8 protein-coding genes and 1 CRISPR repeat array (1 of these 9 running past the window's edge) are annotated in these 15,387 nt (G+C 45.6%); all 8 genes read left to right on the top strand.

The features are described from left to right. The first annotated feature begins 57 nt into the window (after positions 1-57). The 8 genes from BN1938_RS15575 (at position 58) to ppdK (ending at position 13,795) form a co-directional block, all read left to right on the top strand. Positions 58-2,985: an insulinase family protein gene (locus tag BN1938_RS15575; RefSeq protein WP_050641475.1), complete on the top strand. Its 2,928-nt coding sequence runs from the start codon at positions 58-60 to the stop codon at positions 2,983-2,985. Between the two features lie 204 nt (positions 2,986-3,189). Continuing rightward, complete coding sequence (era, locus tag BN1938_RS15570) at positions 3,190-4,089, top strand: GTPase Era (RefSeq protein ID WP_050642720.1); 900 nt, start codon at positions 3,190-3,192, stop codon at positions 4,087-4,089. 256 nt (positions 4,090-4,345) lie between these two features. Next, complete coding sequence (locus BN1938_RS15565; RefSeq protein WP_050641474.1) at positions 4,346-4,531, top strand: hypothetical protein; 186 nt, start codon at positions 4,346-4,348, stop codon at positions 4,529-4,531. Continuing rightward, complete coding sequence (recO, locus tag BN1938_RS15560) at positions 4,473-5,213, top strand: DNA repair protein RecO (protein ID WP_242843873.1); 741 nt, start codon at positions 4,473-4,475, stop codon at positions 5,211-5,213. Before BN1938_RS15565 ends, recO begins: the two co-directional genes overlap by 59 nt. A gap of 1,022 nt (positions 5,214-6,235) precedes the next feature. Next, the gene (locus tag BN1938_RS15555) at positions 6,236-7,627 is read left to right on the top strand and encodes a glycine--tRNA ligase (protein WP_050641472.1); all 1,392 of its coding nucleotides are present in this window, start codon (positions 6,236-6,238) and stop codon (positions 7,625-7,627) included. A gap of 212 nt (positions 7,628-7,839) precedes the next feature. Then, positions 7,840-9,207, top strand: coding sequence for an aminopeptidase (locus BN1938_RS15550; RefSeq protein WP_050641471.1), 1,368 nt, complete (start codon positions 7,840-7,842; stop codon positions 9,205-9,207). Between the two features lie 240 nt (positions 9,208-9,447). Next, positions 9,448-10,890: an aminopeptidase gene (locus BN1938_RS15545; RefSeq protein ID WP_050641470.1), complete on the top strand. Its 1,443-nt coding sequence runs from the start codon at positions 9,448-9,450 to the stop codon at positions 10,888-10,890. A gap of 274 nt (positions 10,891-11,164) precedes the next feature. Next, positions 11,165-13,795: a pyruvate, phosphate dikinase gene (gene ppdK, locus BN1938_RS15540; RefSeq protein WP_050641469.1), complete on the top strand. Its 2,631-nt coding sequence runs from the start codon at positions 11,165-11,167 to the stop codon at positions 13,793-13,795. A gap of 1,433 nt (positions 13,796-15,228) precedes the next feature. Then, positions 15,229-15,387: a CRISPR direct-repeat array (repeat unit 32 nt; unit sequence GTCACTCCCTGCGTGGGAGTGTGGATTGAAAT) (it continues 1,257 nt past the right edge of the window).

The following is a 15,387-nucleotide window of genomic DNA, read 5'->3' as shown; positions in this document are numbered from 1 at the left end:
TTATTGTAACGATTTAGATGCTATAATGTTCACATCGAATAAAAAGAGAGGTGTACTATGAGTATTTATGATTTGGATGCATACGAACTGATATTAAAAGAAGACTTATCAGATTTAAAATCGAAGGGCAGCCTTTTGCGACATAAAAAGACCGGGGCGAGAGTTCTGTTAATGGAAAACGATGACGAGAACAAGGTATTTTCCATTGGATTCCGCACCCCGCCTTCCGACAGCACGGGTGTTCCGCACATCATGGAACATTCTGTACTGTGCGGTTCCAGGGACTTCCCGGTTAAGGACCCTTTCGTAGAACTGGTGAAAGGTTCCCTGAACACTTTTTTGAATGCCATGACCTATCCGGACAAGACGGTTTATCCGGTTGCGAGCTGCAATGACAAGGATTTCCAGAATCTGATGCATGTATATATGGATGCGGTATTCTATCCAAATATCTACGAGCACGAAGAAATCTTCCGCCAGGAGGGCTGGAGTTATAAACTGGACAGCCCGGATGCGGACCTGGAATACAATGGTGTTGTTTACAACGAGATGAAGGGGGCGTTTTCCTCTCCTGAGGGAGTGCTGGACCGGGTAGTCTTGAATTCCCTTTTCCCGGATACGTCCTATGCAAATGAGTCGGGCGGAGATCCGGAGTTTATCCCCGAATTGACATATGAGCAATTTCTGAATTTCCATAGAAAGTATTATCATCCTTCTAATAGCTATATCTATCTGTATGGTGATATGGATATGGAAGAGAAGCTTCAGTGGCTGGACCGGGAATACCTGAGCCGGTTCGATCAGATTTCGTTGGATTCCGAGATTAAATACCAGGAGCCTTTCGAAAAAGTGAAGGAACTTGAGATCGAGTATTCTATTTCAAGCGAGGAGGGTGAGGAGGATAATACGTATCTGTCCTACAACAAAGTCATTGGTACGAGCCTGGATGAAAAGCTGTATTTGGCATTCCAGATTCTCGACTATGCGCTGCTTTCCGCACCGGGAGCCCCGCTGAAGAAAGCGCTGGTGGATGCCGGAATTGGCAAGGATATTATGGGGTCCTATGACAATGGGATCTACCAGCCTATATTCTCGGTGATTGCAAAGAATGCCAATGTGGAGCAAAAAGAAGCGTTCCTTTCAATTATTGAAGGTACACTGAAAGACATTGTAGAGAAGGGAATCGATAAAAAGGCACTGGAAGCCGGAATCAATTACCACGAATTCCGCTTCCGCGAAGCTGATTTTGGAAACTATCCAAAGGGGCTCATGTACGGCCTTCAGATGTTTGACAGCTGGCTTTACGACGAAGAAAAACCATTCATCCATATGCAGGCAATTCCGACTTTTGACTTTTTGAAAGAGCAGATGGACACCGGGTATTTTGAGTCACTGATTCAGACCTATCTTCTGGACAATACACACGCCTCTGTCGTAGTGGTGAAGCCGGAGAAGGGCAGGACAGCACGGCAGGACAAAGAGCTGGCTGATAAACTGCAGGCTTATAAGAGAAATTTAAGTCGGGAAGAAATAAATAAATTAGTAGAAGACACTAAATCCTTGCTCGCATACCAGGAGGAAGAATCTCCGAAAGAGGATCAGGAGAAGATACCGGTATTGAGCCCGGAGGATATTTCCAGGGAAATTGCGCCGATCTGCAATGAAGAAAAAGAGCTGGACGGCATTAAAATGATCCATCACAATGTGGAGACAAATGGCATCGGGTATATCACACTGATGTTTGATTTATCCGGCGTGCCGGAGGAAAAACTGGTATATGCCGGACTGCTGCAGGCGGTGCTCGGAATGATCGATACCAATCATTACGGTTATGGAGAATTATTTAATGAGATCAATGTCCACACCGGGGGAATCGGAACTTCCCTGGAACTGTATGCAGATGTAACGAAAGTAAAGGAAAAGGAATTCCGCGCCACTTTGGAGATGAAAGGAAAGGCCCTTTATCCGAAGATGGACATCCTGCTTGCCATGATGCGCGAGATTCTGATGGAATCCAAACTGGATGATGAAAAGCGTCTGAAAGAGATCCTGGCTATGCTGAAATCCAGGATGCAGATGAGCTTCCAGTCCTCCGGCCATACAACGTCGGCTCTGCGTGCGCTGTCCTATGACTCACCGCTTGCTAAGTTCAAGGATGATACGGAGGGCATTGGATTTTATCAGGCCGTAAAGGAAATCGAAGAAAACTTTGAAGAAAAGAAAGTAGAACTGATCTGGAACCTCAAAGCGATTGCCATGGATATCTTCCGCGCAGATAATATGATGATAAGCTATACTTCCGCAGAGGAAGGACTGGAATCTATCAAACCGGGGGTCGGAAAAATAAAATCAGGTCTTCACGAGGAGCCAAAGTCTGAGGAAACACCTTGTATCATTCACTGCAAAAAGAGAAATGAAGGCTTTAAGACATCATCCAAAGTGCAGTATGTTGCAAGGGTGGGCAACTTTATTGACCACGGAGCGGATTACAACGGAGCACTCCAGATCCTGAAAGTCATTTTAAGCTATGACTACCTGTGGCAGAATGTACGCGTTAAAGGCGGGGCATACGGCTGCATGAGCAGTTTCAACCGGATTGGGGAGGGATACTTTATCTCCTACCGCGATCCGAATCTGAGGAAAACCATGGAGACTTACGAAGGGGTTGTGGATTATCTCAGAAAGTTTACTGTAGATGAAAGAGACATGAATAAGTATATCATCGGCACCATCAGCAATATTGACCGTCCGATGACTCCGGCCACAAAAGGAGACCGTTCGATGAATCTCTATATGAATCATGTGTCGGCGGACATGATCCGGAAAGAGCGCATGGAAATACTTGGGGCGCAACAGGAGGATATCCGTGCACTCGCAGGCGTTGTGGAGGCGGTACTTGCTGCAGACCAGCTGTGCGTAATCGGAAGCGAAGAAAAAATAGAAGAACAGAAAGATATGTTTGGCGAGGTAAAGACATTGTTTTAGCGTGTATTTGGCAGATCATGCCTCCGGCACAGGCCGTTTTGCGCTGCAGATTGTTACTATTCACGGCTAAGTGCCGTGTATAGTAACTGCAGATCCGCCGTGGTGCAGTTTATGCACGGGGCGGTCCGCACAGCAGCGGATGCCCGCCGGGGGCGGTGAATGCCCATGTACACTCTGACTCAGGCCAAAATGAAAGGTGAAAGAATGAAAGAAAATTATAAGTCAGGATTTGTTACTTTGATCGGACGTCCAAATGTGGGAAAGTCTACTTTAATGAACTATCTGATCGGCCAGAAGATTGCGATTACATCCAATAAACCGCAGACTACCCGAAACCGGATTCAGACGGTTCTGACGTCGGAGGAAGGCCAGATTGTATTCGTAGATACTCCGGGGATCCACAAGGCCAAAAATAAGCTGGGCGAATACATGGTAAATGTTGCAGAAAGGACGCTGAACGAGGTGGATGTAGTCTTGTGGCTCGTGGAGCCGTCCACCTTTATAGGCGCCGGAGAGCAGCATATCATCGAACAACTGAAGCATGTTAAGACACCGGTTATCCTTGTGATCAATAAGACAGATATGGTAAAAAAAGAAGAAGTCCTGACTTTTATAGATGCATATAGTAAGGCGTATGATTTTGCCGCGATCGTGCCGGTATCTGCAAGAAATGGTGATAATACAGATGAGCTGGTCAAGGTAATTATGCAGCATCTCCCTTACGGGCCGCAATTTTATGATGAAGACACGATTACGGATCAGCCCGAGCGCCAAATCGTAGCAGAACTCATCCGTGAGAAGGCCCTGCACTGCCTGCAGGAAGAAATTCCCCACGGAATCGCCGTGGCGATTGACAGTATGAAGATGGAAAAACGGGTCATGCATATCGACGCCACGATCATCTGTGAGAGAGATTCACACAAAGGAATTATCATAGGAAAGCAGGGAAGTATGCTGAAAAAAATCGGCAGCACCGCGAGGTATGAGATCGAGCGTCTGCTCGACTGCAGGGTAAATCTAAAACTCTGGGTAAAAGTGCAGAAAAACTGGCGTGACAGTGATTTTATGATGAAAAACTTTGGCTACCAGGACGAGCAAAGATAGAGCAAAGCCAGAAAAAATAAGGGTGTCAAGGCATTTTGTCCAAAATGTGCTGGCAGATTTTACGAGGTATAGTGCTGTTTGAATCGGAGAACCTAATAGTATAACCCAAGGGTATTATATAACAAGTACCCGGCAGGCGGGGCTGCGGCAAAGCCGCAGTATTATGTATACCCAAGGGCATCCCGTAACTCATGCCCTTCGGGCGGATCTGCGGCAAAGCCGCAGAATTATGTACCACATAAGAAGAGGTGATCTGATGGAAGAAGAATACTGGAATAAGTTTTTTGCAACCGGAAGTGTGAAGGATTATCTGTCCTATAAGATGCAGGAATCTGCAGACAAGAAAGGGCAGATGAAGGAAAAAAGTGTGGGAGTAAGCAATTGTGAATCAGATTGTACTGACAGGTATGGTTCTGTCTACAGCGCCAATTGGGGAATATGACAGAAGAGTAGTAATTTTAACAAAAGAACAGGGAAAGTTAGCTGCGTTTGCCAAGGGCTCAAGGCGTCCAAACAGCCCTCTGGTAGGCGCAGTTAATCCGTTTACATTTGGGGAGTTCACCATGTATGAGGGTCGCTCTTCCCATACGATACAGTCTGTCAATGTTCTGAACTATTTTGCAGAACTCCGGGAAGATATCATGGGCGCATATTACGGTTTTTATTTTCTCGAGTTTGCAAATTATTATACAAAAGAATCAAATGATGAGAGAGAAATGCTGAAACTTTTATATCAGACCATGAGAGCGCTGACCAATCCGCATATTCCCAACAGGCTCATCCGATACATATTTGAACTAAAGGCCTACTGCATCAACGGAGAGGGTCCGGAAGTTTTCCAGTGCGTGTCGTGCGGAGATAAGGAACGCCCAGCTGTATTCAGCGTCCGAAAAGGAGGCCTAGTATGCACAGAATGTGACAGAGATCTCATAGACGGCATCCATCTGGATAATTCGACATTATATAGCATGCAATATATAGAAAGCAGTAAAATAGAGAAGTTGTATACATTTAATGTGACAGATAAAGTGCTGGATCAACTGTCCCGGGTACTGGACCGATACAGGGAAGTCTACGTAGATAAACGGTTTAAATCACTGGAGATACTTGAGACTCTCCTATAAAACGGGAGTTAGCGACGAGCTTAAGCCTCGGCGCGGATGGGGGGGACGCCAAGCGGACTGTAAGCGGCAAGCCCTCCGGCCTGTAGGGTCGGTTTCAAATCCTGACCGCTTAACGAAGAAGCTCTAAGAGAGCCGGAGGCACCCGGAAGGGCACATCCGGCATGCGCTGAAAAAATTGATATTTTTTCAGCACAGGCCGGATTGAAAATTGATTTTGGAGAATCAATTTTCAGCCCTTCCGGGTGTCTCCGGCTCTCTAAGAGCTTCTAGTCGTCCGCTATAAGGCGTTTGAAACCGACCCTACAGGCCGGAGGGCTTGCCGCTTACAGTCCGCTTGGCTGGTTCATCCGATCGGCAGGAAAGAAGTCGTTGCCAGGGTGGCGACCTAGACGGGGGAGGCGGATGGAATGGGCTATGCGTATCAGGCATCCTGCTTAAATGAATTTTAGAGCTTTTATGCATGGAATCTTTTGAACTGTTTTTGGTTAGATAGCATTAACTAATGCCGACATAACAGAACCACCAATTCTATCCCATCCGCTGCAACCGCACGGGACCCCTCCGGGGAATGAGCTTTTACCTGCCGTCTGGATGCAACAGCGAATGACGAGGTGAGTCCGGGCGCTGGCGGGGCAATGTCTGCTGGTGAAAAGTCCATAAAGCGAGCGATTAGAAGCTGTTGAAGAAAACGGAACGGGAAGGGAGGGCAGAATTTGCCTTACCAGGCAAATTCTGAAGCCGCCTGCGGCGCGAATGCATCGGCATTCGGGCCAAATGCGGTGGTACCTCCCTTCCCGTTCCGTTTTCTTCTACAGCTTCTTCGCGCAGTGTCAGGACATTTCACCAGCAGACATTGCCCCGCCAGCGCCCGGACTCACCTCGTCATTCGCGTCCTGCTTCCGTCAACGAGTCTAAAGCTCGTTAACTATATCCCGATTTTTGGGCAAACGGCTTGAAAATCTCCCCCATAGCCGTTATAATAGTTACCAATTGAGATGAAATAGAATGTGAGGAGCAGTATTATGGTAGAAAAAACGATGGATAAAATTGTGGCTCTTGCCAAAACAAGAGGATTTGTTTACCCGGGGTCCGAGATATACGGTGGACTTGCTAATACATGGGATTACGGAAACCTCGGTGTAGAGCTAAAGAATAACGTGAAAAGAGCCTGGTGGCAGAAGTTCATTCAGGAGTCCCCTTATAATGTGGGCGTGGACTGTGCGATTCTTATGAACCCACAGACATGGATTGCATCCGGACATCTGGGCGGATTTTCAGATCCTTTGATGGACTGCCGGGAATGCCATGAGCGTTTCAGGGCAGATAAGATTATTGAGGACTACTGTGCGGAACATGATATCGCAATCGAAGGCGCGGTTGACGCATGGTCACAGGAACAGATGTCCGCGTTTATAGAAGAGCACCAGATTCCGTGCCCTTCCTGCGGAAAGCATAATTTTACGGATATCCGTCAGTTTAACCTGATGTTTAAGACCTTCCAGGGAGTTACGGAAGATGCGAAAAACACAGTTTACCTCAGACCAGAGACTGCCCAGGGTATTTTTGTGAATTTTAAAAATGTCCAGAGAACATCCAGAAAGAAGATCCCGTTTGGTATCGGACAGATCGGAAAATCTTTCAGAAATGAGATCACACCCGGTAACTTTACCTTCCGTACAAGAGAATTCGAGCAGATGGAGCTGGAATTCTTCTGTGAGCCAGGCACCGATCTGGACTGGTTTGCATACTGGAAGCAGTTCTGCCTTGACTGGCTGAGTTCACTGGGGCTCAAAGAGGATGAGGTCAGATACCGTGATCACGACAAAGAAGAACTTTCCTTCTACAGCAAGGCAACTACAGACGTGGAATTCCTTTTCCCGTTTGGTTGGGGCGAGCTGTGGGGAATCGCGGACAGAACCGACTATGACCTGACACAGCATCAGGAAGTATCGAAGCAGGATATGTCCTATTTTGATGATGAGAAGAAAGAAAAATACATCCCGTATGTAATCGAACCGTCACTGGGAGCGGACCGTATGGTACTGGCATTCCTCTGCAGCGCATATGACGAGGAAGAGCTGGAGGGCGGAGACATGCGTACTGTTCTGCATTTTCATCCTGCGCTTGCGCCGGTGAAGATTGGTGTTCTGCCGTTGTCCAAGAAGCTGAACGAGGGTGCGGAAAAGGTATTTGCAGAATTGTCCAAACTTTATAACTGTGAATTCGACGACCGTGGAAATATTGGAAAACGTTACCGCCGTCAGGATGAGATCGGAACACCGTTCTGTGTGACCTACGACTTTGATTCAGAGGAAGACGGTGCTGTGACGGTACGAGACAGAGACACCATGGAACAGGAAAGAATCAAAATCGAAGATCTGAAAGCATACTTCGAGGAAAAGTTAAGATTTTAACAATTTTAGGGCGTACTCTTTAGAAAAAGAGCTGCGTCCTAATCTGCTATCAGCAGCATCTGGTACAAAACGTGTGGGGCATTTTCTCCGGACGGTAAATATAAAATTAAAAGAAAGGATAACGCAGGCACGCATTTTGCATACAGTGTCTGCGCCCTTCGGATACTGGAGCATCCGTAGACTGCAAGTATCTGCAGGGGGCGGTAAAGGATATGGAAAAAAATTTGTGGGAAGTTTATACAGAAGATCAGTTAAAAGAACTGGAATCGCTGACAGGTGACTACAAAAAGTTTCTGGATACAGGGAAAACAGAACGCGAGTGTGTTACAGAAGTCATCAGACAGGCTGAGGCTGCCGGTTACATAGAACTCTCCAAGGCAAATGAAGTGAAACCCGGAGATAAGGTGTATGCTGCATGGATGGGCAAATCAATTGCGCTTTTTAACATCGGGGAGGAACTGGTTGAGAATGGTATGAACATTCTCGGTGCACACATCGATTCCCCGCGCATGGATCTGAAACAGAATCCATTGTATGAGGAAAGTGGATTCGCGTATTTTGATACACATTATTATGGCGGCATTAAAAAATATCAGTGGGTGACGATTCCGCTGGCAATCCATGGAGTAGTAGTACGCAAAGACGGAACTACGGTAGAGGTTTCAATTGGAGAAAAAGACGAAGATCCGGTTTTTGTAGTAACGGATCTGCTGATACATCTTTCAGGCAAGCAGCTGGAAAAGAAAGCAAACACCGTGGTGGAGGGGGAAAACCTGGATATCCTGATTGGAAGCAGGCCGCTGGCAGGCGAGGAAAAGGACGCGGCTGCCGCACAGATTCTGAAGCTTCTGAAAGAGACTTATGATATTGAGAAAGAAGACCTGATGTCTGCCGAGCTGGAAGTTGTACCGGCAGGAAAGGCCAGGGACTGCGGACTGGACAGAAGTATGATCATGGCTTATGGTCAGGATGACCGCGTATGTGCTTATACCTCACTCGCTGCTATGCTGGATGTTCAGGATGTGAAACGCACTTCCTGCTGTATCCTGGTAGATAAAGAGGAAATCGGAAGCGTCGGTGCTACCGGAATGCATTCCCGTTTCTTTGAAAATGCAGTTGCAGATCTGCTGGATAAGATGGGCGTTTTCTCTGAACTGAAGCTCCGCCATGCACTTGCGAATTCAACAATGATTTCCTCCGATGTAGGGGCCGCGTATGATCCAATGTATGCAGATGTGTATGATAAGAAATCTTCTTCTTTCTTTGGAAACGGACTTGTGATCAAGAAGCACACGGGCTCCAGGGGAAAGAGCGGTTCCAACGATGCGAATGCGGAGTATATCGCAAAGCTGCGCAGAGTATTTGATAAAAATCAGGTTGCCTTCCAGATGACAGAGATGGGCAAGATCGATGTCGGAGGAGGCGGCACTATAGCATACATACTGGCTCAGTTTGGAATGGAAGTGATAGACGGCGGAGTCGCAGTGCTCTGCATGCATGCACCATGGGAGGTGTCAAGCAAGGCGGATGTCTATGAGGCTTACAGGGCATACTGCGCATTTTTAAAAGATATGATTTAATCCTGGCTGCGCAAATAGCAGTGCCTATCGTTTTTGACAAAATCAATGCCGCAATACAGGCAGTAAGACTGCCCGGCAGGTAAGTAACAGGAAGACGGGATGAAGGAACAGCCGCCGCCGCGGCAGGACTGAAATCCCGTCTTTTCCTATGCAGAAAGAATAGATTCTGGCAGAATCATCCATACTATCTTTTAGTAAAAGCAATGATGCAGAATATAAAAGTAGAAAGAGGAAGTAGTTATGGAGAGAAAAAATGCCTGGAACTATTACGGTGCGGAGGAGAGAAAACGTGTGGAGGATATCTGCCATGCATACTGTCATTTTTTGGACTGCAGTAAAACGGAACGGGAGTGTGCAGCGTCGGCGATCAAACTCGCCAGGGCCCAGGGGTACCGGGATCTGGATCAGATCCGGGAGGCAAAGGAGCCGCTGAAGCCCGGGGATAAAGTATATGCCTGCCAGATGGATAAAACCGTGGTGCTCTTTCAGATCGGCACAGAGCCTTTTGAAAAGGGTATGAACATACTGGGTGCACATATCGATTCCCCGCGGATCGACGTGAAGCAGGTTCCGCTTTATGAGGAAAAGGGGAATGTGTATCTGGACACGCATTATTACGGAGGCATCAAAAAGTATCAGTGGCTGGCGCTGCCTCTGGCACTTCATGGCGTAGTTGTCAGAAAGGACGGCACCAAAACGGAGATCAAAATCGGAGAAAAGGAGAAGGATCCGGTATTTGTCATTACAGACCTCCTGCCCCATCTTGGGAGAGAGCAGAATGAAAAGAAAGTAAAGGAACTGATTGACGCCGAAAAACTGGATCTTCTTATTGGCAATCTGCCATGTGCAAAGACGGAGCTCAAAAAGAGTAATACGAAGAAACATCTGGAATTTATAAACAGCGATGATGATAAAAAAGAAACGGAAATGGTAAAACAGACAATTTTAAAGTTGCTTCAGGAGCAGTATCAGATCAAAGAAGAAGACTTTATTTCTGCAGAACTGGAGATCGTGCCTGCCGGCAGGGCCAGAGACTGCGGCCTGGACCGGAGTATGATATTGGCATATGGGCAAGATGACAGAAGCTGTGCCTTTACCTCTTTGCTTGCACTTCTGGAACTGAAGATGTCCAGGCGGACCTCGTGTTGTCTTCTGGTAGACAAAGAGGAGATCGGCAGCACAGGCGCCACAGGTATGCGCTCTCATTTTTTTGAAAATACAGTGGCAGAGATTATGGATCTGTGCGGTGACTTTTCCGAATTGAAGCTGCGCCGGGCTCTGAGCCATTCCCAGATGCTTTCCTCGGATGTCAGCGCAGCCTATGACCCTATGTTTGAAGAGTATTATGAGAAAAAGAATTCCGCATATCTCGGAAACGGCCTGGTCTTTAACAAATATTCCGGCAGCGGAGGTAAATCCGGCGGAAACGACGCAAATCCTGAATATATGGCCCAGCTGCGGCAGATTATGGACAAATATAAGGTCGTTATCCAAACGGCGGAACTGGGAGCGGTAGACAAAGGGGGAGGCGGTACCATAGCCTATCTGATGGCCGACTATGGGATGAATGTGATTGACTGCGGGATACCTGTACTGAACATGCATGCGCCCTGGGAAGTCTCCAGTAAAGCCGATATTTATGAAGCGCTGAAAGGATATCTTGCATTTTTAAAAGACGCATAATAATAGGTACAAAAAGAAATCGTGAAAACCGGGGAAACTCCTGTGTACAGTGAGATTTGCCCGGTTTTAACCTGATACCAAAAAGAAAATTGTGAATAATTCCGAAGAAAAGTTGAAAAGAAATCGAAAAAAGGAATATTACACAAAAAAAACTTGCAAATCTTGTGCAAATTTACGGACAAAATGCTTGACGAGCATAACCAAAACCATTAGAATATTATATGCGACTTAGTGCAGTTTTATTTGAAAAAATTATTTAGGAGGTCATTAAAAAATGGCAAAATGGGTTTATATGTTTACGGAAGGTAATGCAACCATGAGAAACCTGCTTGGTGGTAAAGGTGCTAACCTTGCTGAGATGACAAACCTGGGTCTTCCTGTACCACAGGGATTTACAATCACGACAGAAGCTTGTACCCAGTATTATGAAGATGGCAGAAAGATCAATGACGAGATTATGGATCAGATTATGGATGCCATCACAAAGATGGAAGAAGTAACCGGAAAGAAATTTGGTGATAAAGAGAACCCGCTTCTTGTTTCCGTTCGTTCAGGAGCAAGAGCTTCTATGCCAGGTATGATGGACACTATCCTGAACCTTGGTTTAAATGAAGAAGTAGTTGACGTACTGGCTGCTAAGTCCGGCAATCCGCGCTGGGCATGGGACTGCTACAGAAGATTCATCCAGATGTACTCTGACGTAGTTATGGAAGTTGGTAAGAAATACTTTGAAGAGCTCATCGATAAGATGAAAGAAGAAAAAGGCGTAACACAGGACGTTGACCTGACGGCAGAAGATCTGAAGGTTCTGGCCGGACAGTTCAAAGATGAATATAAAGCTATGATCGGCGAAGAGTTCCCAACTGATCCGAAGGAACAGCTGATGGGCGCTATCAAAGCCGTATTCCGTTCATGGGACAACCCGAGAGCTAACGTATACCGTCGTGACAATGATATCCCGTATTCATGGGGAACCGCTGTTAACGTACAGATGATGGCATTCGGTAACATGGGCGACACATCAGGTACAGGTGTTGCATTTACACGTGATCCTGCTACAGGCGAGAAGAAGCTCATGGGAGAATTCCTGATGAACGCACAGGGCGAGGACGTTGTTGCCGGTGTTCGTACACCTCAGAAGATTTCTCAGCTGCATGAAGTTATGCCTGAAGTTTATGATCAGTTTGTAGCAATCTGTGATAAACTGGAAGACCACTACAGAGATATGCAGGACATGGAGTTCACGATCGAAGACAGAAAACTCTACATGCTGCAGACACGTAATGGTAAGAGAACAGCTCAGGCTGCTCTGCAGATTGCATGCGATTTAGTAGACGAAGGAATGATCACAGAAGAAAAAGCTGTTGTAATGATCGATCCTAGAAACTTAGATACACTGCTTCACCCACAGTTTGATGCTGCTGCGCTGAAAGCTGCCGTACCGGTTGGCAAAGCACTCGGAGCTTCACCAGGAGCTGCTTGCGGTAAAGTTGTATTTACAGCTGACGATGCAAAAGAGTGGGCTGCAAGAGGCGAAAAGGTCGTACTTGTACGTCTTGAAACTTCACCGGAAGATATCGAAGGTATGAAAGCTGCTCAGGGTATCCTGACAGTACGCGGCGGTATGACATCTCACGCTGCCGTTGTTGCACGTGGAATGGGTACATGCTGTGTATCAGGATGCGGCGACATCGTTATGGACGAAGCAAACAAGAAGTTTACACTTGGCGGAAAAGAATACCACGAAGGAGATGCAATCTCACTGGATGGTTCTACAGGTAACATCTATGACGGATTAATCCCGACTGTAGACGCTACAATCGCTGGTGAGTTCGGAAGAATCATGGGATGGGCTGACAAGTACAGAACCATGAAAGTTCGTACAAACGCAGATACACCGGAAGATGCTAAGAAAGCTCGCGAACTCGGGGCAGAAGGTATCGGACTCTGCCGTACAGAGCATATGTTCTTCGAGGGCGACAGAATCGACGCATTCCGTGAAATGATCTGCTCAGATACATTAGAAGAAAGAGAAGCAGCACTCGAAAAGATCCTTCCTGTACAGCAGGGTGACTTTGAAGGTCTGTTTGAAGCACTGGAAGGAAACCCGGTTACCATCCGTTTCTTAGACCCACCGCTTCATGAATTCGTTCCTACAGAAGAAGAGGATATCAAGAAACTTGCAGATGCTCAGGGCAAGACTGTAGAGCAGATCAAGACAATCATTGATTCCCTTCATGAATTCAACCCAATGATGGGACACCGTGGATGCCGTCTTGCAGTAACTTACCCAGAGATTGCTAAGATGCAGACAAAGGCGATCATCCGTGCAGCTATCAACGTACAGAAAGCACACGCTGACTGGAGCGTTTGCCCGGAAATCATGATTCCGCTGGTTGGAGATATCAAAGAATTTAAGTTTGTAAAGAATATCGTTGTTGAGACAGCTGACGCTGAGATCGCAGCAGCTGGAATCGAGCTTAAGTATGAAGTTGGTACTATGATCGAGATTCCAAGAGCCTGCCTGACAGCTGATGATATTGCGAAAGAAGCTGACTTCTTCTGCTTCGGAACCAATGACTTAACACAGATGACATACGGATTCTCACGTGATGATGCTGGTAAGTTCTTAGATGCTTACTATGACACCAAGATCTTCGAGAATGACCCATTTGCAAAACTTGACCAGACAGGTGTTGGTAAGTTAATGGAAATGTCACTGAAGTTAGGAAAACCGGTTAATCCAAGTCTGCACGTAGGTATCTGCGGCGAGCACGGCGGAGACCCAAGTTCAGTTGAATTCTGCAACACAATTGGTCTGGATTATGTATCCTGCTCACCATTCCGTGTTCCGATTGCAAGACTGGCTGCTGCTCAGGCTGCAATTGCTAAGAAGAATGCATAGTCAAGTTTCGTTGATAATTTAAATAGAGATTTTTATCAATTAGTCTATTCGTTGAAGAAAAATAAAAAGCCCCTATATTGACCGATTGCAGGTTAATATAGGGCTTTTTTTATTTTACCATCAACTTTATGAGCAGAATAGGTGAGTTTCATAAATTCATTTGTGGATAACTTTGCCTATGGAAATCGATCACTGTGAATTTCCAGGCGAGGGACACATTTGTTTTTGCAGCAACATGATGACACAATCTGTGCCTATTGATGCACATATTGAGTTTAAAGTGAGTGATGACCGGTTCTACGATGGTCTGGTTCTTAGAAAATAATTCATTTATTGGGACAGCTGGGATATCCTATCCCAAAATGTTATAGCTGACTTTGGAAACGTACTTTTGTTGTATACGGTATAGAGGCTTAGTGATTTGAGAAGACGACTTCTTTTTTCAGGAGTTTATAGGAAACGATGCGTTTAAGGCGGAGTTTTCAAGAAATGTATCCAGTGAGAATTGGGGTGGAGCTTAGAAGAACATCTGATACCCTATCTTCTAAGAGGCAACGTCAGGGAGATTTTGAAGTAAACCTGTCATCATTTCGTGAGCGGATAGAGAAGTTTGGTATTGCTCTCTGTAATATAAAGTTCAATACCACAAGTTTCAAAGGGCAGGCTATTGATGTTGGTAGGGTTAATTAAGTGCTAGATCGGCTCCGTAGGGCTGCCTATCTTCTAGAACATGACATTAATATAGGGCATGAAAATAGTCTTGAAGCGGGAAAAGCGGGGCCACATGAGAAATTTGAAAGAGCTGCAGAAATCGCGTAGTTTCTGATAGAGGGCAAGGGAAATGAGGCACAGGGAGTTAAGGGGATGGAAAAGACTTTCTGAAGGATGAGTATAGAATGGAATTCCTTAAGAAGATAGTGTGGTTTCCCGCTAAAAGTCAGATAAAACGTGGTAGAAACCCGCAGGTGATTTCGGAAATGTCAACCGTATCACCTGGAAAAAAGAAGAAGGATATTCCTGGAATATAACAGGACAGTTAAAAAAGGGTATTAGGTTAATCTGATATCTAGCGGCTGCAAATCATCTTCTTTGTGAGTTGTGGATTTGTTGGTGAGGTTATTACGTTTTTATATTTGTAGAGAGAAAATTATATAAAAGAAGCAAAAAAACAGTATAATTAATGAGGTCGCGATTTAACAATTGTCTGCGAGTAAAATGGTAATCATTAATCTTATGTAGTAAAAGTATAAAGTGCGAATGTGAAGTGAACATAAATTTCCTGGGAGATTCGCACCAATTAAAAGAGTAAGATATAGTATAGAGATAAAAAAAATTAGAAATTTATGCGGAATGAATTGTAATATGTACGAGAATAGTATAAAATTTTAGAAGAATAGCATAATTATTTTACATCTAAATTGTGCAATTTTGCCGTCACTCCCTGCGTGGGAGTGTGGATTGAAATTGTATATCCTTTATGCTGCCAAATTCCGTTATAACGTCACTCCCTGCGTGGGAGTGTGGATTGAAATTAGGTCATAATATACATAACTCCTAGTCTCACTAGTCACTCCCTGCGTGGGAGTGTGGAT

The sequence above is a fragment of the Eubacterium sp. SB2 genome (assembly GCF_001244405.1).
In the GTDB taxonomy this organism is placed as follows: Bacteria; Bacillota; Clostridia; order Lachnospirales; family Lachnospiraceae; genus Faecalicatena; species Faecalicatena contortus_B.
Note: the sequence above shows the minus strand (reverse complement) of the source record. Positions and strands in the feature narration are given on the sequence as shown.